At 50.8% G+C, this 19,296-nt stretch carries 21 protein-coding genes; 8 read left to right on the forward strand and 13 right to left on the reverse strand.

Annotated elements, in window-relative coordinates:
* Positions 1–367: 367 nt before the first annotated feature.
* Together JK211_RS06760 and lysM are read right to left on the reverse strand one after the other, a co-directional pair.
* Positions 368–883 carry a DUF3251 domain-containing protein gene (locus tag JK211_RS06760; RefSeq protein ID WP_212707916.1) on the reverse strand — a complete coding sequence of 172 codons (516 nt, stop codon included), beginning with the start codon at positions 881–883 and terminating at the stop codon, positions 368–370.
* A gap of 36 nt (positions 884–919) precedes the next feature.
* On the reverse strand, positions 920–1,354 hold the full coding sequence (gene lysM / locus JK211_RS06765) for a peptidoglycan-binding protein LysM (protein ID WP_212707971.1): 435 nt from the start codon (positions 1,352–1,354) through the stop codon (positions 920–922).
* A gap of 184 nt (positions 1,355–1,538) precedes the next feature.
* Between lysM and nrdR the strand changes: the two genes are divergently transcribed.
* From nrdR to pgpA, 6 genes are all read left to right on the forward strand, one after another.
* Positions 1,539–1,988, forward strand: a complete 450-nt coding sequence (gene nrdR / locus JK211_RS06770; RefSeq protein ID WP_212707917.1) for a transcriptional regulator NrdR — start codon at positions 1,539–1,541, stop codon at positions 1,986–1,988.
* Positions 1,989–1,992: 4 nt separating this feature from the next.
* Positions 1,993–3,096 (forward strand): bifunctional diaminohydroxyphosphoribosylaminopyrimidine deaminase/5-amino-6-(5-phosphoribosylamino)uracil reductase RibD, encoded by a 1,104-nt coding sequence (gene ribD, locus JK211_RS06775; protein ID WP_212707918.1) that lies wholly within the window; start codon positions 1,993–1,995, stop codon positions 3,094–3,096.
* Between the two features lie 93 nt (positions 3,097–3,189).
* Positions 3,190–3,660: a 6,7-dimethyl-8-ribityllumazine synthase gene (gene ribE / locus JK211_RS06780; protein ID WP_212707919.1), complete on the forward strand. Its 471-nt coding sequence runs from the start codon at positions 3,190–3,192 to the stop codon at positions 3,658–3,660.
* Between the two features lie 16 nt (positions 3,661–3,676).
* The gene (gene nusB / locus JK211_RS06785; RefSeq protein ID WP_212707920.1) at positions 3,677–4,096 is read left to right on the forward strand and encodes a transcription antitermination factor NusB; all 420 of its coding nucleotides are present in this window, start codon (positions 3,677–3,679) and stop codon (positions 4,094–4,096) included.
* 69 nt (positions 4,097–4,165) lie between these two features.
* Positions 4,166–5,143: a thiamine-phosphate kinase gene (gene thiL / locus JK211_RS06790; protein ID WP_212707921.1), complete on the forward strand. Its 978-nt coding sequence runs from the start codon at positions 4,166–4,168 to the stop codon at positions 5,141–5,143.
* The gene (pgpA, locus tag JK211_RS06795) at positions 5,121–5,639 is read left to right on the forward strand and encodes a phosphatidylglycerophosphatase A (protein WP_212707922.1); all 519 of its coding nucleotides are present in this window, start codon (positions 5,121–5,123) and stop codon (positions 5,637–5,639) included. The genes thiL and pgpA overlap by 23 nt, the downstream gene beginning before the upstream one ends.
* A 65-nt stretch (positions 5,640–5,704) precedes the next feature.
* Here pgpA and dxs read toward each other — a convergent pair whose 3' ends face one another.
* Genes dxs through xseB form a run of 3 tightly spaced genes read right to left on the reverse strand, consistent with a single transcriptional unit; the run spans position 5,705 to position 8,731 of the window.
* The gene (gene dxs / locus JK211_RS06800; RefSeq protein WP_212707923.1) at positions 5,705–7,570 is read right to left on the reverse strand and encodes a 1-deoxy-D-xylulose-5-phosphate synthase; all 1,866 of its coding nucleotides are present in this window, start codon (positions 7,568–7,570) and stop codon (positions 5,705–5,707) included.
* Between the two features lie 19 nt (positions 7,571–7,589).
* Positions 7,590–8,489 carry a (2E,6E)-farnesyl diphosphate synthase gene (gene ispA, locus JK211_RS06805; protein ID WP_212707924.1) on the reverse strand — a complete coding sequence of 300 codons (900 nt, stop codon included), beginning with the start codon at positions 8,487–8,489 and terminating at the stop codon, positions 7,590–7,592.
* The gene (xseB, locus tag JK211_RS06810) at positions 8,489–8,731 is read right to left on the reverse strand and encodes an exodeoxyribonuclease VII small subunit (protein ID WP_212707925.1); all 243 of its coding nucleotides are present in this window, start codon (positions 8,729–8,731) and stop codon (positions 8,489–8,491) included. Before xseB ends, ispA begins: the two co-directional genes overlap by 1 nt.
* 235 nt (positions 8,732–8,966) lie before the next feature.
* Between xseB and thiI the strand changes: the two genes are divergently transcribed.
* Positions 8,967–10,415, forward strand: coding sequence for a tRNA uracil 4-sulfurtransferase ThiI (gene thiI, locus JK211_RS06815; RefSeq protein ID WP_212707926.1), 1,449 nt, complete (start codon positions 8,967–8,969; stop codon positions 10,413–10,415).
* A gap of 52 nt (positions 10,416–10,467) precedes the next feature.
* Here the strand turns inward: thiI and yajL are convergent, their stop codons facing one another.
* Positions 10,468–11,073: a protein deglycase YajL gene (yajL, locus tag JK211_RS06820; RefSeq protein WP_212707927.1), complete on the reverse strand. Its 606-nt coding sequence runs from the start codon at positions 11,071–11,073 to the stop codon at positions 10,468–10,470.
* Positions 11,030–11,947: a 2-dehydropantoate 2-reductase gene (panE, locus tag JK211_RS06825; protein WP_212707928.1), complete on the reverse strand. Its 918-nt coding sequence runs from the start codon at positions 11,945–11,947 to the stop codon at positions 11,030–11,032. The genes yajL and panE overlap by 44 nt, the downstream gene beginning before the upstream one ends.
* 130 nt (positions 11,948–12,077) lie before the next feature.
* On the opposite strand from panE, the gene JK211_RS06830 reads away from it, so the two are divergent.
* Positions 12,078–12,569, forward strand: a complete 492-nt coding sequence (locus JK211_RS06830) for a YajQ family cyclic di-GMP-binding protein (RefSeq protein WP_212707929.1) — start codon at positions 12,078–12,080, stop codon at positions 12,567–12,569.
* A gap of 77 nt (positions 12,570–12,646) precedes the next feature.
* Here JK211_RS06830 and JK211_RS06835 read toward each other — a convergent pair whose 3' ends face one another.
* The 6 genes from JK211_RS06835 to cyoA form a co-directional block, all read right to left on the reverse strand.
* A complete protein-coding gene (locus JK211_RS06835; protein WP_212707930.1) occupies positions 12,647–14,023 on the reverse strand; it encodes an MFS transporter in 1,377 nt (458 codons plus the stop codon).
* Positions 14,024–14,159: 136 nt separating this feature from the next.
* Positions 14,160–15,050, reverse strand: a complete 891-nt coding sequence (cyoE, locus tag JK211_RS06840; protein WP_212707931.1) for a heme o synthase — start codon at positions 15,048–15,050, stop codon at positions 14,160–14,162.
* Positions 15,051–15,064: 14 nt separating this feature from the next.
* Positions 15,065–15,394: a cytochrome o ubiquinol oxidase subunit IV gene (locus JK211_RS06845; RefSeq protein ID WP_212707932.1), complete on the reverse strand. Its 330-nt coding sequence runs from the start codon at positions 15,392–15,394 to the stop codon at positions 15,065–15,067.
* Positions 15,394–16,008, reverse strand: a complete 615-nt coding sequence (locus JK211_RS06850) for a cytochrome o ubiquinol oxidase subunit III (protein WP_212707933.1) — start codon at positions 16,006–16,008, stop codon at positions 15,394–15,396. The genes JK211_RS06845 and JK211_RS06850 overlap by 1 nt, the downstream gene beginning before the upstream one ends.
* Complete coding sequence (gene cyoB, locus JK211_RS06855) at positions 16,008–17,990, reverse strand: cytochrome o ubiquinol oxidase subunit I (protein WP_212707934.1); 1,983 nt, start codon at positions 17,988–17,990, stop codon at positions 16,008–16,010. Before cyoB ends, JK211_RS06850 begins: the two co-directional genes overlap by 1 nt.
* A 4-nt stretch (positions 17,991–17,994) precedes the next feature.
* Positions 17,995–18,921 carry a cytochrome o ubiquinol oxidase subunit II gene (gene cyoA, locus JK211_RS06860; RefSeq protein WP_212707935.1) on the reverse strand — a complete coding sequence of 309 codons (927 nt, stop codon included), beginning with the start codon at positions 18,919–18,921 and terminating at the stop codon, positions 17,995–17,997.
* Positions 18,922–19,296: the final 375 nt, after the last annotated feature.

The raw sequence follows: 19,296 nt of genomic DNA on the forward strand, positions 1-19,296 counted from the left end.
CCGCAATCCACTGCTAAATAACCTATTTTTCTATTGTTATGTGTTTTTTTGCTTTAGAGGTTTTTTTGATTTTGCTGATTTGTTTTTATGAGCTATTTGGTTTATTCCGTCATTGAATATGTATTTATTTCACGAAGGATTTGATGCCGGATAAAGATAAAAAATCACCCCGCATTGTTTTTAAAGGGGGGCGCGGATTACTCCGGCTGACGTCCCGGCGGCAGTTTCAGCATTCCCGGATGGCGGAATGTCAGTTCCATTTAAAAAGGGCTCCATGATAAACATGGAACCCTTTTATACCAGTCAGTGGATTTTTTAACCGATAGTTGAATGATTGGCAGTAGTCTGTGCGGGCGGCTTTTTTTAATCAGCGGGCCGGCGGATAATCGGGCCGGAACTGATGCACATTGACCAGCAGAGATTGCTGTGACCGGAGTGCTACCCCGTGCAGAGTAAAACGGACTTCACTGTCGGGAGGCAGCCTTTCCGGCTGGTACAATTCCTGCGGTGCCTGTTTCTGTGGCTGTGGGGTGCGGTAGTCCTGTGCCGAAGAGACTACCGACACGATTGCGCTGAGCTGAAAGGGCGGTAATACCTGCGTTCCGCTATTTTTCACCTGCAGCACCGGCTGGCTGCTGTCACTGTCAGACGTCAGTTGCAGTAACAACCTCGCCCTGTCAGCTTCCAGCACTACCGGGCTGCCGGCGGCCGGTAACAGCCAGGCTCCGTGGGTCGATTGTGCATTCAGCCGGTGCTGAAAGGCCAGGGCTGCTGATTGCTCAGACAAATGGCTCAGGGACTGGTTAAGCTGTCCGACCGTTGTGCCCAGCGTCTCTGCCGGACGGACGTTATGACTGCATCCGGCCAGCAGAAGTGAGGACATCACTACACCCGGTAGCGTTTTTTTCATCATCCGGGGTTAATCGCGGGGAATACGCAGTGCCTGGCCGGGGTAGATTTTGTCCGGGCTGGAGAGCATTGGCTTATTCGCGTCAAAGATTTTGTTATATTTACCGGCATCCCCGTAACAGTGCCTGGCAATTGCACTCAGAGTATCGCCGGATTTGACCGTATAAAACTCCGGTGCAGTTTCCGTATCGCTGCTGCTGATTTTGTCATCAACATGGGTGATACCCGCAACATTACCCACCGCAACCAGAATTTTTTCTTTCAGCTCCTGGCTCAGGCCGTCGCCGGAAACAGTGGCTGTGCCGTCGTTTACGGTCACTTTTACTTTGTCGCTGTCCGGTATTCCCAGTTTAGTCAGGTGATCCTGGATTTTAGTCCCTGCATCTGCAGAGACTGCATCCCATAGTTTCTCGCCTGCTTCTTTAACAAAACTAAATAATCCCATCATTCATCCTCAGGTTTCACGGTCTGTAAAATCGGGCTGCTACTCGTTAAGCATAGCGACTTATGGTTATAAGTAACAATAAGATGATTAGCCAAAAACAATATTACAGTCGCTGAATACATTTAGTTAACCCTGACTTCGCGTTACACTAGCGCTATTCAATATCAGTCTCCGGGAATATGCCATGCATTGTCCGTTTTGTGCCGCAGTGGACACCAAAGTTATAGACTCACGTCTGGTCAGCGAAGGATCATCTGTCCGGCGTCGCCGCCAGTGTCTGGTTTGTCACGAACGTTTTACCACTTTTGAAGTGGCTGAACTGGTGATGCCCAGAATTGTAAAAAGTGATGATGTCCGCGAACCTTTTGATGAAGAAAAACTGTTGCGCGGCATGATGAAGGCGCTGGAAAAACGGCCGGTCAGTGCTGATGATTTGGACAGTGCAGTTCACCGGATCAAAGCTCATTTACGGGCAACCGGCGAACGTGAGGTACCCAGTAAGATGCTGGGTAACCTGGTCATGGATGAATTAAAAATGCTGGATAAAGTCGCGTATATTCGTTTTGCTTCTGTATATCGCAGTTTTGAAGATATTCGTGAATTTGGTGAAGAGATTGCCAGACTACAGGACTGACAGCATGTCTGATGAAAAATATATGGCCCGGGCCCTTGAGCTGGCCAGCCGGGGACGTTTCACCACCGCACCTAACCCGAATGTAGGTTGTGTGATTGTCCGTGAAGGTAAGGTCGTGGGAGAGGGCTGGCACCAGCGTGCCGGTGGTCCTCATGCGGAAGTGCACGCTCTGCGTGCCGCCGGCGAACAGGCAAAAGGGGCAACCGCCTATGTGACCCTGGAGCCCTGCAGCCATTTTGGCCGTACGCCGCCGTGCTGTGATGCCCTGATTGCTGCCGGGGTCTCGCGGGTCGTTGCCGCTATGCAGGATCCGAATCCTCAGGTCGCTGGCCGTGGGTTGTACCGCTTACAGCAGGCGGGGGTTGAGGTCCGCCATGGCGTCATGTCACAGGCGGCAGAGGACATTAATCGCGGCTTTCTGAAACGGATGCGTACCGGTTTTCCCTGGCTGCAACTGAAATTAGGCGCCTCTCTGGACGGACGCACGGCGATGGCCAGTGGCGAAAGCCAGTGGATTACGTCTGCGGAATCCCGCCGTGATGTACAGCGTTTCCGTGCTGCCAGCCATGCGATCCTCAGCACCAGTGCCACAGTGATTGCCGATGACCCGGCACTGACCGTCCGGGCTCAGCAACTGGACAGTGACAGTCTGGCTCTGATGGGCGATAGCCGGGATATTCGTCAGCCAGTCCGGGTGATTATTGACCGTCAGCAGCAGTTATCTCCGGCATTACAGGTATTTTCTCAGCCGGGGGAAAGCTGGCTGATGCGCTCACAACCTGCCGGAGAATGGCCTGAGGACGTGCGACAGTTTGTTGTGCCTCAGCACCAGGGGGGCACCGACCTGGTAGCAATGATGATGCTGCTGGGACAACAACAGATAAACAGTGTCTGGACTGAAGCCGGGCCGACCCTGGCCGGAGCATTGCTGCGTGCCGGGCTGGTAGATGAAGTGATTGTTTATCTTGCCCCGAAGCTGTTGGGGAATGAGGCCAGAGGCCTGTGTGCTTTACCCGGCATGACCGCGTTAAAGGATGCGCCGGCCTTCCGTTTTGAAGATGTGCGCCGTATTGGCCCTGATTTGCGGGTTATTTTACGTCCTGATTAAGAGTTTGCGCAAAAGCGAGAGCAGAGCGCTAAAGAGTATGCTAAAATTCGCCCCCCTTGCCGGGCGACCCAACTAATACCTGAAAGGAAACCTATGAAAATTATTGAAGCTGCAGTAGCAACACCCGACGCAAATATTGCCATTGTGATTGCCCGTTTTAATAACTTTATTAATGACAGCCTGCTGGAAGGTGCGATTGATGCGCTGAAACGTATTGGTCAGGTGAAGGCTGATAACATTACTGTGGTCTGGGTTCCGGGCGCTTATGAATTACCACTGGCAGCCCGTGCGCTGAGTAAAACCGGCAAATATGATGCGGTGATCGCACTGGGAACGGTAATCCGTGGTGGTACGGCTCACTTTGAATTTGTCGCCGGTGAAGCCAGTTCAGGTATCGCCAGTGTGGCAATGAACAGTGATATTCCGGTGGCATTCGGAGTATTAACAACCGAAAATATCGAGCAGGCTATTGAGCGTGCTGGTACTAAAGCGGGTAATAAAGGTGCCGAAGCGGCACTGACCGCACTTGAAATGATTAATGTATTAAAAGCTATTAACGCCTGATTTTAAGGGGAATTTTGTGAAACCTGCTGCTCGCCGCCGTGCCAGGGAGTGTGCCCTTCAGGCACTGTACTCCTGGCAGTTATCCAACAATGACATTGCCGATGTGGAATACCAGTTTCTGGCGGAACAGGACGTCAAAGATGTTGATGTTAACTACTTCCGTGAATTACTGGCAGGTGTCGCGACCAACAGCGCCTATCTTGATGATTTGATGAAACCTTACCTGTCCCGTCGTCTTGACGAACTGGGGCAGGTGGAAAAAGCGGCCCTGCGTATCGCGCTCTATGAGTTAAGCAAACGCTCGGATGTGCCTTATAAAGTTGCTATCAATGAGGCTATTGAACTGGCGAAAGTGTTCGGTGCGGAAGACAGCCACAAATTTGTAAATGGTGTTCTGGATAAAGCAGCGCCACAAATTCGTCCTAATCGCAAGTAACGATCTTAAGGCCGGTTCTCCGGCCTTTTTTATACCTGTTTTTAACTTACCTGCTGAGTGAACCCGCTTATGTCCTGTGGCGAATTTGAGCTCATTGCTCGTTATTTTAATCGTGTCACCAGTTCCCGTCGCGATGTGGTTAAAGGCATCGGTGATGACTGTGCTTTGCTGGCAGTCCCTGAAAAAAAGGTACTTGCTATCAGTACTGATACTCTGGTGGAAGGTATACATTTTTTACGGGATATTCATCCGTCAGATCTGGGTTACAAAGCGCTGGCTGTTAATCTGAGTGATCTGGCGGCGATGGGGGCTGACCCGGCGTGGCTGACTCTGGCACTGACCCTGCCATCCGCGGATGAAGACTGGCTGCAGGCCTTCAGTGACAGCTTATTTGAGCTGCTGGATTACTACGATATGCAGCTGATTGGCGGGGATACCACCCGAGGTCCGCTGAGCATGACGCTGGGGATCCATGGGCTGGTACCGACAGGACGGGCACTGAAACGCTCAGGTGCTAAACCCGGCGACTGGATTTTTGTTACCGGAACCCTGGGAGACAGTGCTGCCGGACTGTCCCTGTTACAACACCATCATAAAATAGCCGATCCTGCTATCCATGAAGCCCTGATCAAACGCCATCTGCGCCCGGTGCCGCGCATCCTTCAGGGCCAGGCCTTGCGTGACCTGGCAACATCAGCAGTCGACATTTCTGACGGCCTGTTATCTGACCTCGGTCATATTCTCAGAGCCAGCCGCGTCGGTGCCAGGCTGAATATTGATGCTATTCCGCTTTCATCGGCGCTGCTGGACGGTTTTGATAAACCGCAGGCCTTGCGCTGGGCACTGAATGGCGGAGAAGATTATGAGCTATGCTTCACCGTGCCGGAAGTTAACCGCGGTGCACTGGCCGTCGCCCTTGACCATCTGGGGACGGGGTATCATTGTATCGGGCAGATAGCCCCTGAAGCGGACGGGCTGGTATTGCTGGAACAGGGCAAGCCGGTTAAAGCTGACCTGAAAGGATATGATCATTTTGGCAGAAAATAGACGACAAATACTTTCACGTATTCATCTGAGTAATCCCTGGCACTTGCTGGCTACCGGTTTTGGCAGCGGACTGAGTCCGGTCATGCCAGGTACTGCGGGGTCACTGGCAGCCCTGCCATTCTGGTATTTGCTGATCCTGCTGCCTCAGGATATTTATTATCTGGTGGTCCTGTTCGGGATTTGTGTGGGTGTTTACCTGTGTCACCGTACCGCGAAGGATATGGGGGTCCATGATCATGGCAGTATTGTCTGGGATGAGTTTATCGGGATGTGGATCACCCTGATGGCGATCCCTAATCATCACTGGCAATGGGTGGCGGCTGGCTTTGTCGTTTTCCGGGTGCTGGATATGTGGAAACCCTGGCCTATTCGCTGGTTTGACCGAAATGTCGGTGGCGGGATGGGGATTATGATTGATGATATTGTGGCGGGGATACTCTCTGCTGCGCTGCTGTTTGTCGTGGCCCGTTATTTTCCGACGCTGTTACCGGTCTGACGCTGTCCTCTTGTGTACCGGAAACTGTACGGACAGGGCAGTCAGCCCTGTCCGCCATCAGGCGGTTACTGGTTCAGCCACTCAGTAATTGCTGACTGAATGCCTTCGGCATCCAGGCCCAGATCCTGACGGATTTCTTCCTGAGTTCCCTGAGGAATAAATTTATCCGGCAGACCCAGATTTAAAACCGGTATCATACGCCGGGCAGCCATCAATACTTCATTCACTCCACTGCCAGCGCCGCCACTGATTGCACCTTCTTCCAGCGTCACAATACTTTCATGCTGTCCGGCGATTTGCAGGATCAGAGCATTATCCAGCGGTTTCACAAAACGCATATCCACCAGGGTGGCATTCAGGGCCTCTGCTGCGGCTTCTGCTTCCGGTAACAGGGTACCGAAGTTAAGAATAGCCAGTTTCTCGCCCTGGCGTTTAATCACCCCTTTACCCAGCGGCAGTAATTCGGCAGCACGGCTATCCAGCCCACGACCAGTCCCCCGCGGATAACGGACCGCGGCCGGCCCCTGCTGATAGTGGTAGCCCGTATGCAGCATATCCCGGCATTCATTCTCATCACTGGGTGTCATGATCAAAAGCCCGGGGATACAACGCAGGAAAGCAATATCAAATGCGCCCTGGTGAGTCTGACCGTCAGCACCGACAATGCCGCCACGATCGATAGCAAACAACACCGGCAGTTTCTGGATCACCACATCATGGATCAACTGGTCATAAGCACGTTGCAGGAAAGTTGAGTAGATAGCGACTACCGGCTTATATCCACCCACAGCCAGACCGGCAGCAAAGGTCACCGCATGTTGTTCAGCAATCGCAACATCAAAATATTGCCGCGGATATTCCCGTGAAAAACGTACCATTCCGGACCCTTCACGCATCGCCGGAGTCACAGCCATCAGCTTACTGTCTGTCGCCGCAGTTTCGCATAACCAGTCACCGAAAACCTGCGAGTAGGTTGGCGTGCCACCCTTGCTCTTGGGTAACTCCCCCCTCGCCGGGTCAAATTTAGGCACAGCATGCCATGCAATAGGATCTTCTTCTGCCGGGGCGTAGCCTTTGCCTTTTTTAGTAATGATATGCAGGAACTGTGGTCCTTTCAGGCTGCGCATATTGGTTAATGCGCTAACCAGTCCTGTGACATCGTGCCCGTCCACCGGACCAATATAGTTAAAGCCCAGTTCTTCAAATAACGTCCCCGGAGAAACCATCCCTTTCAGGTGCTCTTCGGTGCGTTTTACCAGTTCTTTAATCGGGGGCAGGCCGGTCAGTACCCGTTTCCCGCTTTCACGCAACCATGAATAAGTTTTACCGGACAGGATCTGTGCGACACGGTTATTCAGTGCGCCGACATTTTCTGAGATAGACATGTCGTTATCGTTCAACACAACTAACATATCAGGCTTGATATCACCCGCATGGTTCATGGCCTCAAACGCCATTCCGGCGGTCAGGGCTCCATCGCCAATCACACAGACAGTACGGCGCCCGGCGGCTTCTTTTTCTGCGGCAACCGCCATTCCCAGCCCGGCACTGATGGAGGTGGAAGAGTGTCCGACACTCAGCACGTCATGCTCACTTTCTTCACGCCACGGAAACGGATGCAGGCCATTTTTCTTACGGATAGTCCCGATGCGGTCACGGCGACCGGTCAGAATTTTATGCGGATATGCCTGATGCCCTACGTCCCAGATCAGGTGATCAAAAGGGGTGTTATAGACATAATGCAAAGCCACCGTCAGTTCCACGACCCCCAGGCCTGAGGCAAAATGTCCGCTGGACTGGCTGACACTGTCAAGCAGGTACTGGCGTAACTCATTGCACAGGGCCGGGAGTTTCTCTTTTGGCAATAGACGTAATTCCTGCACTGTGCCTGCCAGCGCCAGTGTCGGGTATTGGGTGGTATCAAAACTCATCAGTGACTCATTATAGATGTTATTTATCACGTTCAATTATATAACCCGCCAGGGCCCTTAATAATGCCGTATCTAAAGATTGTGCGGCGAGTCGATCCAACGCTTCTATGGCTTCCTGGTGTAAAAGCCGGGCTTTCGCCCGCGCACCGTCCAGCCCCAGTAATGCCGGATACGTGCTTTTTCCCAGCGCCAGATCAGCGCCCTGGCGTTTACCGATAACGTCTGTATCGCCGACAACATCCAGAATGTCATCCTGCACCTGAAAGGCAAGGCCGATGGCATTGGCGTAACAGTCGAGGTCCGGCAGCAGGGCTCTGCCGCGTTCACCGGCAGATAAAGCCCCGAGCCGGACGGCGGCGCGGATCAATGCGCCGGTTTTATGGCGGTGGATAGTTTCCAGCGCCTCTAAAGAAACGGACTGACCTTCGGCGGCCAAATCCAGTGCCTGACCACCACACATCCCGCCGGCACCACTGGCGGCAGCCAGTTCAGAAATCATTGCCAGCCGTGACTGGTCTGAAACACCCGGCATTGGCTTGTCAGCCAGTGCCGTAAAGGCGACAGTTTGCAGGGCATCACCGGCGAGTATTGCTGTATCTTCACCGAATGCGATATGGCAGGTGGGTTTACCCCGGCGCAATGCATCGTCATCCATTGCCGGTAAGTCATCATGGATCAATGAATAGGCATGAATACATTCAATGGCCGCCGCCGGAATATCCAGCGCCTGTGGCGGTGTTCCCAGCATTTCGCCGGTGGCATAGACCAGAAACGGACGCATCCGTTTGCCGCCTAACAATACGCCGTATTGCATTGCCTCTGCCAGAGGAGAACTCTGAAAAGGCAGGTCACGCAGTAGTATTGTTAATGCATTATCTACCCGCTGACGGCAGGTGGTGAGTAAGGTCGAAAAATCCATTAATTCTTTTCCGGGCTAAAAGCAGTTAACTCAGCGTCATTATCCGGTTTGAGCAGGATTTGTACCCGTTGCTCGGCTTTTTGTAACGTTTGCTGACCGGTTTTTGCCAGTTTAACCCCTTTTTCGAATTCATTCAGGGCTTCTTCTAACGGTAATTCCCCCGTCTCCAGACGCCGGACGATAGTTTCCAGTTCCTGTAAAGCGCTTTCAAAGCTGACAGAGGGTTCGGTTTTTTTTGGCATAGTCAGTACCGGCTCAATGAGTTATTTAATCATTTGTGGTCGCTTATGGTAGCTGACCATGAACGATTAGCAAAATGATCAATGTGACGGAGGTAGCAGAAGCAGACTCTTAACAAAGGTGATATACTTGTGCATCCTGGACGCGGGGCAAGAAATTGCCGCCCGCAGTACCCTGATTTTAACAGTTAAGTGTGTATTTATTAACACTTATTTCCCAGAATAAGCCTGTGCCGCCATGAAGTTTATCATAAAACTGTTTCCGGAAATTACGATTAAGAGTCAGTCCGTACGACTGCGTTTTATTAAAATTCTTAACGGAAATATTCGCAATATCCTGAAAACCATCGACGAAGAAATTAAAATCGTTCGTCACTGGGACCATATTGTTGTCCGCTCTAAGCGGGAAGATCTGAAACCGGTTATCGCCGAAGAACTGACCCGTATCCCCGGAATCCATCATATTCTGGCGGTTGAAGAACAGACCTATACGGATGTCCATAATATCTTTGAGCAGACTCTCGCTTTATACGGTGACAGCCTGCAAGGGAAAACATTCTGTGTGCGCGTAAAGCGTCGCGGTAAACACGATTTCAGTTCCCAGGACGTGGAACGTTATGTCGGTGGCGGTCTGAACCAGAATATTGCCTCTGCTTCCGTGAAACTGACCCATCCGCAGGTGACCGTTCATCTGGAAATTGAAGATGACCGTCTGTTACTGATTACTGAGCGTTATGAAGGTATCGGTGGCTTCCCTATCGGTACCCAGGAAGACGTATTATCCCTGATTTCCGGCGGGTTTGATTCCGGGGTTTCCAGCTATATGCTGATGCGCCGTGGCTGCCGTGTACATTACTGCTTCTTTAACCTCGGCGGAGCAGCCCACGAGATTGGCGTACGTCAGGTCGCACACTATCTGTGGAACCGTTTTGGGCGCTCGCACCGTGTGCGCTTTGTGGCGATCGATTTTGAGCCGGTAGTCGGTGAAATCCTCGAAAACGTTGATGACGGTCAGATGGGGGTGGTACTGAAGCGGATGATGGTACGTGCGGCCTCTATGGTGGCAGAGCGCTATGGTGTCCAGGCGCTGGTGACCGGTGAAGCCATTGGCCAGGTCTCCAGCCAGACCCTGACTAATTTACGTCTGATCGATAATGCCAGTGATACGCTGATCCTGCGGCCACTGATTTCCCATGACAAAGAACATATTATCAATCTGTCCCGAGAGATCGGTACTGAAGACTTTGCCCGCACTATGCCGGAATACTGCGGTGTGATTTCCAAAAGCCCGACGGTCAAAGCCATCAAGAGCAAAATTCTTGCCGAAGAGGAGAAGTTTGACTTCAGTATCCTTGATAAGGTGGTGCAGGAAGCCAGCAACCTCGATATCCGGGAAATTGCAGAGCAGACCGCCGATGAAGTGGCTGAGGTCGAGACAGTAGCATCCTTTGCCGGGAATGACAGTATTCTGGATATCCGTTCCATCGATGAGCAGGAGGACCGGCCTCTGCATGTCGGAAATGTTGATATTCAGTCACTGCCGTTCTATAAGCTGAGCAGTCAGTTCGCCGGACTTGACCAGAGCCGGACCTGGTTATTGTATTGTGAACGCGGAGTGATGAGCCGTTTGCAGGCCTTGTACCTGCACGAGCAAGGCTACACCAATGTGAAAGTTTATCGTCCTTAACCGTATGTTGTGCTAAAAAAGCCCGCGCCAGTTCACTGCCGCGGGCTTTTTATTAGCTGCCGGTTTCCTGATAATTATAGATACCGGGGGCCAATACCAGTGGCTCAGCAACCGCCCTGGCGGTGTCATGTCCCGCCAGCAAATCAATTAATTTCAGCGCAAAATCTATCGAGGTGCCCGGCCCCTGGCTGGTCAGCAGGTTAACCCGTGGATCCCAGACAACCCGGCGCTCCATCCATTGTTGCGAAGGGATTAATGACTGTAGTCCGGGGAAACCGGTCATGTTTCCGACGGGGAAAAGGTTGTGGGCTGCCAGTACTTTGCCCGGGGCGGCACAGATGGCGGCAACGATTCTGCCGGTCACATGAAACTGACGTACGGTTTCAATTAATAGCAGGCTGTCACTGAAAGTTTCAGCACCCCGATCGCCGCCCGGCAGAACCAGTGCGTCGAAAGGCTGGTCTGCGACCGACACCAGTGTGGTATCGCATTGCAGACGGACTCCCCGCGAACAGATCATCAGTGTTTCGCCGTCACTTTCCACACTGGCTGTGGTGACCTGAATCCCGGCCCTGACCAGCAGATCGATAACCGTTACGGCTTCTGTTTCTTCACTACCATGTGCCAGGCATACCAGCACTGATTTGGGCGTGCCCATGGGCAGACTCCTTAGATTTTACAAGTTGATATAAGGTCCGGTGCGCCGGGAGAGCAATGCCGAATTCCGTGGCCTTACGCAACAGATAACCGGTGATATAGTTAATTTCGGTGCTGCGGCCTGCCTGGATATCCTGCAGCATCGACGAGTAATTTCCGGCGCTGTGTTCTGCTACATGAATCACGTTACTTTGTAATTGCTGTGCATCGGCGTGCAGATTTGCTCTGGCCATCACTGCCGCCAGTTCTTCACAGAGCTGGCGGATCTCGTCCTGATGCTGTAACAGCCCGCCGTTCCTGCAATTATATTTAATGGTTAGCGGGTTAATAACGCAATTTATCGCCAGTTTCTGCCAGCATGCAGGCAGAATATCATTGTGCCAGGCGACATCCGGTAATGCAGTATGCATCAGGTCAGCTAACGGGCTGAGCTGGCTTTCATTACGTGCCACGGGGCCGATATGGGTAATACCGTGGGAGACATGAATAACCTGTCCGCGGCTCCGGTACGACGAGTGAGTGGTGATAGCCCGTAATACGGGCTGACTGAGTGCCGGTAATTCGTCAATAACCCCCATACCATTATGCATCAGCACGATAGTGCACTGGGCCGGCAGCAGCGGCAGCAGCTGCTGAATCGCATTTGAAATCTGTGCGGCTTTCAGGGTGACCAGCAGCAGTTCTGTTTCGGCTAACAAGGCCGGGTTATTGGCCGGAAAAATATGGCGGTATACTTCACCTTCAGGGCTGGTGATATGGACGGTGGTATGGGGATGGGCCACACGTAACCAGCCTTGTACCTGATGCCCCTGACGGCTCAGGGCGGAAAGCCAGATTTGTCCTAAGGCACCGCAGCCCAGTACGGTTATATTCATGGTTACTCCAGGGTGTCAGCAGCGGTAAACCGTTTTTTAGCCAGCGAATGCCCTTTTCTGAAGCGGGGCATTTTTTTACCGCGTCAATCTGCGTATTATGCATGGCAAACCAGAGTCAGGAGAAGTAAAGATGCCATCTTTCGATATTGTTTCTGAAGTAGAACTTCAGGAAGTGCGTAATGCGGTGGAAAACGCCAGCCGTGAACTGTCTACCCGTTTTGATTTTCGTAACGTTATTGCCAGCGTTGAATTAAATGAAAAGAACGAAACCATTAAGGTCAGTTCTGAGTCTGATTTCCAGGTAAAACAACTGGTCGATATTCTGCGTGAAAAACTGCTGAAGCGCGGCATTGAAGGCGCTGCACTGGAAGTGCCGGACGAGATAGAACATAGCGGAAAAAGCTGGACAACAGAGGCCAAACTGAAAAAAGGTATTGAGTCGGATGTGGCGAAAAAAATCGTCAAGCTGATCAAAGACAGTAAACTGAAAGTTCAGACCCAGATTCAGGGCGAATCACTGCGCGTGACGGGAAAATCACGTGATGATCTGCAAGGGGCAATGAATCTGGTACGTAACGGCAATCTGGGGCAGCCGTTTCAGTTTAAAAACTTTCGCGATTAATCGATAGCAGTCATAAAAAAAGCGCGACCCTTCCGGCGTCGCGCTTTTTTTTGCCTGTCGGCTGACAGGGCAGGGCATTAAGCGGGCTGCGGCTGATAGTCTGCAACCAGGGTTTCCAGCGCCTCGCGGCTGGTTACTTTGCTGTCAATTTTCACATAAATGCTGTTTTCTGCCGGTACCATCATCACCGAAGAGACTCCCGGCACCGCCGCCAGTTTTTTTTCCAGTCCTGCGGCATGTTGTAAATTACCGGACACCAGACGCAGGCTACTGACGTAGGGGGGCTCTTGCATGGTCAGGCTGACCAGCAGCCAGACAACGGCCAGCAACGTGCCTGCCAGGAATACGGTTTGAGCATCAATATGGCCAAAAATCCAGCCACCGAGGCTACCGCCAATCGCAACCCCGATAAACTGGCTGGTGGAGTAGACGCCCATTGCCGTGCCTTTATAGCCGGCCGGTGATTCCTTACTGATCAATGAGGGAAGAATGGCTTCCATCAGGTTAAAGGCAAAGAAAAAGACCTGTACTCCGACAACCAGGGTCCAGAAGTGGGTGCCTGCGCCCCACAGAATAATTTCGGCGATCACCAGTAGCGCAACACAGCTGACAAAGACCGCCTTCATCTTACGTTTTGCTTCGGCAATTATAATAAAAGGCAATACGGCGACAAAGGAAATCAGCATGGTGGCCAGGTAGACTTTCCAGTGCTCTGACGGAGGCAGACCGGCATTTTCGAATTGTCCCGGCAGTGCTACAAAACTCGACATCAGCAGAATATGCAGGCACAGGATACCGAAGTTCAGTTTCAGCAGGCGCGAACTGCCAAGGACTTTTCTGAAACTGCCTTTAACCATCCCCGACTCGCGGTTAAGCATATGGCCGGTGGCAGAAGGGACTATCAGTAAAGTAATAACGATACCCGCTGCCGCAAGGATAGCTATCATCCAGAACAGCGCATGTAATCCCAGTAAATGGGTGACTACCGGGCCGACGACCATCGCAATAGCAAAGGTGATGCCGAAGCTGATACCGATAAAAGCCATCGCTTTGGTACGATTTTGTTCGCGGGTTAAATCTGATAACAGGGCCATAACCGCGGCGGCGATTGCTCCGGAACCCTGTAAGGCACGGCCGAGGATGATGCCCCAGATTGAACTGCTGAGGGCCGCAATTATACTGCCGAGGACAAACAATAATAAACCACCGACAATTAATGGCTTACGGCCAATACGGTCTGACAGCAAACCGAAAGGGATCTGGAAGACTGCCTGAGCTAAGCCATAGATACCAATCGCCAGACCTATAAGTGTTTCTGATGCTCCCTGCAGGGCCATCCCGTAAGTGGTCAGCACTGGCAGAACCATAAACATTCCAAGCATTCTAAGGGAAAACACCGTGCCAAGGCCCCATGTCGCTCTTAATTCGAGGGGCGTCATTTTATTATCGTTCATTAAAACCTCTTTTCATTTCCTGACGCTATAGTAAGGGGCGAAGCCTGACGGGTAAAATAATAGTTCTTAACCAGAGGTAACAAAAAAGAAAAAAGGCGCGAGATTCGCGCCTTTTTTGCCTCGGGTCCGAGGGGGGTTACCACACGTAAGTCAGTAAATCTTTCGATGCCGGGGTCATAAAATCGACAGACATCATAACGCTAAGGGCTGTGATAGCGACAATCGAAAATACAAACAGCTTACGTGCCCAGACACGATCGTCATTACTGCTTTTATAGCCGGTCAGGGCCATTCCCAGCCACCAGACGCTGACTGCTGCGGCAACTACCAGATATTTATAGCCTGCATACCCCCCGAGAGACAGCATCAGGGTCGCAATCATAAACGCCAGAATATATAAGGTGATATGATTTTTCGCCACCGAGATACCTTTCACGACCGGCAGTACCGGAATATTTGCCGCCTGATAATCTTTAAAACGGTAGATGGCAATCGCATAGGAGTGGGGCATCTGCCATAAACTAAAGATAGCGAGCAAAATAAGGGCACCGGCATCAAACTCATTACTTACGGCACAATAACCGATCACCGGAGGCGCAGCCCCCGACAGGCTGCCGATTAATGTACCGTACACCGAGTGACGCTTCATATACAGGCTGTAGATGCCGACGTATACAATGAAACCAGCCACTGACAACCACATAGCCAGTGGGTTGGCGCCAAAGTACAGCAACGCAAAGCCAGCAATACCTAATAAGGTTGCATAAACCAGACTGGTTTTCGCGGAAATGAGCCCTTTTACCAGCACCCGGTTCCTGGTTCTCTCCATTTTTCGGTCTATGTCGCGGTCAATCACGTTGTTAAACACGCAACCTGATGCAACCACCAGTGATACACCGGCCAGTGATATGAGAAACAGGGTGTAATTAATGCTGCCTTTCGAGGCCAGCAGAAAACCCCCTATCACAGAAATTAAATTTCCGAAAATAATTCCTGGTTTTGTAACTTGCAGGTATTGCTTAATCATTACGGTTAACTCTGTTAGTGGGGCATCATGTTGTAGTTAAGGTTCCACATGATCCACAGTGAGCCAACAACAACAATCAAAATGATGACTGCTGAGAAGACCAGTGCTACCAGGTTCCATCCGCCTTCTGACTTACGGTCCAGATGCAGGAAGTACACCAGGTGAACCACTATCTGTACCACGGCACAGATAACGACCACTGCCAGAATAGTGTTCTTCGCAGCACCGCCATCCATCACCATCCAGAAGGGGATAGCCGTCAGGATGACAGAAAGAATGAAGCCGATAACATATGACTTCACACTCCCGTGAGATGCGCCATGTTCGGTTACTGAATGGTTCATTACATGGCCCCCATCAGATAGACAATGGTAAATACACAAATCCATACCACATCCAGGAAGTGCCAGAACAGGCTCAGGCACATGATACGGGTACGGTTTGTCGCCGTCAGACCACGGGTTCCTACCTGGAACATCAGGACCAGCATCCAAATCAGACCACAGGTCACGTGCAGACCATGAGTACCGACTAAGGTAAAGAATGCTGACAGGAAGCCACTGCGCTGCGGGCCCCAGCCTTCTGCAATCAGGTTATGGAACTCGTTAATTTCCATACCGATAAATCCGAGACCAAACAGGAACGTCAGCAACAGCCAGCCCAGTACGGCGCCTTTACTGTTGCGGTTCATGCCAATCACGGAAAAACCATAAGTAATAGAGCTCAACAGCAGTAAGGCTGTTTCACCCAGTACATAAGGCAGTTCAAAAAAGTCTTTACCTGAAGGGCCGCCAGCCGTGCTGTGGACCATGACCGCATACGTCGCAAACAAGGTTGCAAAGATAATGCAGTCACTCATCAGGTAGATCCAGAAACCAAAAACTTTATTGGCTCCTGCATCGTGATGCCCATGGTCCCCATGGGCGTCGTGGTGTTTAGTGAGAGTTTCAGAAGACATTATTTCACACCCGCTTTGCTAAGTTCTTCAAAGTGCCGGTTTTCGATCCGCTCAATTTCTTCAACAGAGACATAGTAATCCACGTCTTCGTCGAAACTTTTGCCGATCCACAATGCAATCATCGCCAGGAAAGACAGGCCAGCCAGCCACCAGATCCACCAGATCATTGCAAAACCGAAGATGGTTGCAAACAGGGCGATCACGACCGGAATACCACTGTTTTTCGGCATATGAATTTCTTCATAATGGGCCGGTTTTTTATAAGCTTCACCGCGTTCTTTCATTTCCCAGAAAGCATCACGTTCATGCACCTCCGGAATCACGGCAAAGTTATAGAATGGCGGAGGAGAAGAGCATGCCCAGTCCAGGGTACGGCCACCCCATACATCACCGGTCAGATCCCGGTTTTGTTCACGGTCACGGACCGATACCCAGAACATAATGACCTGACAAAGGATCCCGATAGCAATCAGACCGGCACCACAGGCCGCAACAACCAGCAGCGGGTGGAACTGAGGATCAATATTCTGGCTCAGACGGCGGGTCATCCCCATAAAGCCCAGAGCATACAGCGGCATAAAGGCAACGAAGAAACCGATAATCCAGAACCAGAAGGCACGTTTACCCCAGGTTTCATTCAGAGTGAAGCCAAAGGCTTTCGGGAACCAGTAACTGACACCTGCCATACAACCGAAGACCACACCACCGATAATAACGTTATGGAAGTGCGCAATCAGGAACAGGCTGTTATGCAGGACGAAGTCGGCACCGGGAACTGCTAACAGTACCCCGGTCATACCACCGACCGAGAAGGTGACGATAAAGCCAACGGTCCACAGCATCGGTGCCGTCATCTGAATGCGGCCCTGATACATAGTGAACAACCAGTTAAAGATTTTAACCCCGGTAGGAATGGCGATAATCATCGTCATAATACCGAAGAAGGCGTTAACGTTGGCCCCGGCACCCATTGTAAAGAAGTGGTGCAGCCAGACGATAAACGACAGAACGGTAATCGCAACGGTTGCCCACACCATAGAGGTGTAACCAAACATGCGTTTTTTGGCGAAGGTCGCAGTAACTTCCGAGAACACACCAAACACCGGCAGCACCAGAATATACACTTCCGGATGGCCCCAGACCCAGATCAGGTTGACGTACATCATCATGTTGCCACCCATTTCGTTGGTAAAGAAATGGAAGCCCAGATAGCGGTCAAGGGTCAGCAGTGCCAGAGTGACGGTTAATACCGGGAACGCTGCAATGATCAGTACGTTAGTACATAACGAAGCCCAGGTGAAAATAGGCATTTTGAACATTGTCATACCCGGGGCACGCATCTTCAGAATAGTGACGAAGAAGTTAATCCCGGTCAGGGTAGTACCAATCCCTGACAGCTGCAGGCTCCATATCCAGTAATCAACCCCGACCCCCGGACTGTACTCTGCACCTGACAATGGCGGATAAGCCAGCCAGCCGGTCTGAGCAAATTCACCCACACCCAGTGACAGGTTAACCAGCACCACACCGATAGCGGTAAACCAGAAGCTGAGGTTATTGAGGAACGGGAAGGCAACGTCACGTGCACCAATCTGTAACGGAACGGCGATGTTCATCAGACCGACCACGAACGGCATCGCGACGAAGAAAATCATAATCACGCCGTGGGCGGTAAAGATTTGGTCGTAGTGATGAGGCGGCAGAAAGCCTGCTTCCCCGGCAGAGGCCAGCACCTGCTGGCTACGCATCATGATAGCATCGGCAAAACCACGCAACAGCATGACGAAAGCCAGAATGATATACATGATACCGAGTTTCTTATGGTCCACAGAGGTAATCCACTCAGACCACAGATACTTCCACTTACCGAAGTAAGTGATGGCGGCCAGAAGAGCAACACCGCCAATGATAATCGCAGCGCAGGTGACCATGACGATAGGTACGTCCAGTGGTATCGCTGCTAAGCTTAATTTTCCTAACATGCTGTTATTCCCCTGCTCCGGCGGAAGCTGCGTGATCCATGTTCATGCCCTGATGGGAGGACATGTCCATTTTCCCGTCATGTGTCATAAACTTATCAACGACCTGCCTGAACAGATCAGGATTAGCTGTTGAGAAGTACTCCACCGGGTTGTTTTCACTTGGTGCAGCCAGTTTATTGAAGTCATCCATAGTGGTCAGAGTGGCAGGTGCTGCTTTCACTTTGTCGACCCACTGCCGGAATTCCGCATCGTCTTTGGTCGCAATGGCTTTAAATTTCATGCCAGAGAAACCGCGACCACTGAAGTTAGAAGAAATACCGTCAAAAATACCTGGTTCATTCGCAATCAGGTGCAGTCGGGTCTGCATACCTGCCATAGCGTAGATCTGGCTGCCAAGGGTAGGAATAAAGAAGGAGTTCATGACCGAGTTTGAGGTGATTTTGAAACTGACCGGTGTATTTGCCGGGAAGGCAATCTGGTTAACCGTTGCAATTCCTTGCTCAGGGTAGATAAACAACCATTTCCAGTCGAGGGCAATAACGTCAATTTCAACAGGTTTTACATCGGAAGCAATGGGTTTACTTGGCTCGAGAGCGTGGGTTGATTTCCATGTCAACACACCAAGGAAGATGATGATGAGGATTGGAATTGTCCAAACGACAGCTTCAATCTTATTAGAGTGCGACCAGTTAGGTGAATATTTAGCATTCGTATTGGATGCCCGATACTTCCAGGCAAATACGATAGCCATTAAGACTGCCGGGATGACGACCACTAACATTAAGCCAAAGGCTGTCAAAATCAGTGAGCGTTGCTCCAGTGCAATCTGACCTTTAGGATTTAACAATGCACTATCACAGCCACTAAGCAAAATAGCACCGGTGATAAGTGACAAAATCCCCAAACTTTTATTGTATTTCCTGAGTCTCATTTAACGACCTCAATGACAAAGGGCTTATTGTCGTTTAAGTGTGGCGGCATTTTACGGCAAGGTTTATAAACTGTAAACCATATTGAATTTATGTCAGTAAGTTGTGGCTACATATTGCAAGGAATTTAACAAATGTGGTGGGGGCATTGAAATGATCAAGGACATCAAAGGATTGGCTTAATATAACCAGACGACAATAACCCCGTAGTTAATGTTCTTTATTGCTATAAGTATCGATATTAATTATCAATTATTTAACACTTTGCCTATTTATTTTAACAATAGGTGCTTTTATCGCACCGTATAAAAGCACCGGTATGTACAATTAATAAGCAATCCTGTTTTGTGTGAACAAAGAAAAAACTAAACCGTTAA

The sequence above is a fragment of the Tatumella sp. JGM130 genome, from assembly GCF_018257525.1.
GTDB classification, from domain to species: domain Bacteria; phylum Pseudomonadota; class Gammaproteobacteria; order Enterobacterales; family Enterobacteriaceae; genus Tatumella; species Tatumella punctata.

Bases quoted from the DNA above. Each gene is read 5' to 3' on its own strand.
- JK211_RS06760 (WP_212707916.1), bottom strand. From the start codon at position 883: ATGTCCTCACTTCTGCTGGCCGGATGCAGTCATAACGTCCGTCCGGCA.
- lysM (WP_212707971.1), bottom strand. From the start codon at position 1,354: ATGGGATTATTTAGTTTTGTTAAAGAAGCAGGCGAGAAACTATGGGAT.
- nrdR (WP_212707917.1), top strand. From the start codon at position 1,539: ATGCATTGTCCGTTTTGTGCCGCAGTGGACACCAAAGTTATAGACTCA.
- ribD (WP_212707918.1), top strand. From the start codon at position 1,993: ATGTCTGATGAAAAATATATGGCCCGGGCCCTTGAGCTGGCCAGCCGG.
- ribE (WP_212707919.1), top strand. From the start codon at position 3,190: ATGAAAATTATTGAAGCTGCAGTAGCAACACCCGACGCAAATATTGCC.
- thiL (WP_212707921.1), top strand. From the start codon at position 4,166: ATGTCCTGTGGCGAATTTGAGCTCATTGCTCGTTATTTTAATCGTGTC.
- pgpA (WP_212707922.1), top strand. From the start codon at position 5,121: ATGATCATTTTGGCAGAAAATAGACGACAAATACTTTCACGTATTCAT.
- dxs (WP_212707923.1), bottom strand. From the start codon at position 7,570: ATGAGTTTTGATACCACCCAATACCCGACACTGGCGCTGGCAGGCACA.
- ispA (WP_212707924.1), bottom strand. From the start codon at position 8,489: ATGGATTTTTCGACCTTACTCACCACCTGCCGTCAGCGGGTAGATAAT.
- xseB (WP_212707925.1), bottom strand. From the start codon at position 8,731: ATGCCAAAAAAAACCGAACCCTCTGTCAGCTTTGAAAGCGCTTTACAG.
- thiI (WP_212707926.1), top strand. From the start codon at position 8,967: ATGAAGTTTATCATAAAACTGTTTCCGGAAATTACGATTAAGAGTCAG.
- yajL (WP_212707927.1), bottom strand. From the start codon at position 11,073: ATGGGCACGCCCAAATCAGTGCTGGTATGCCTGGCACATGGTAGTGAA.
- panE (WP_212707928.1), bottom strand. From the start codon at position 11,947: ATGAATATAACCGTACTGGGCTGCGGTGCCTTAGGACAAATCTGGCTT.
- JK211_RS06830 (WP_212707929.1), top strand. From the start codon at position 12,078: ATGCCATCTTTCGATATTGTTTCTGAAGTAGAACTTCAGGAAGTGCGT.
- JK211_RS06835 (WP_212707930.1), bottom strand. From the start codon at position 14,023: ATGAACGATAATAAAATGACGCCCCTCGAATTAAGAGCGACATGGGGC.
- cyoE (WP_212707931.1), bottom strand. From the start codon at position 15,050: ATGATTAAGCAATACCTGCAAGTTACAAAACCAGGAATTATTTTCGGA.
- JK211_RS06845 (WP_212707932.1), bottom strand. From the start codon at position 15,394: ATGAACCATTCAGTAACCGAACATGGCGCATCTCACGGGAGTGTGAAG.
- JK211_RS06850 (WP_212707933.1), bottom strand. From the start codon at position 16,008: ATGTCTTCTGAAACTCTCACTAAACACCACGACGCCCATGGGGACCAT.
- cyoB (WP_212707934.1), bottom strand. From the start codon at position 17,990: ATGTTAGGAAAATTAAGCTTAGCAGCGATACCACTGGACGTACCTATC.
- cyoA (WP_212707935.1), bottom strand. From the start codon at position 18,921: ATGAGACTCAGGAAATACAATAAAAGTTTGGGGATTTTGTCACTTATC.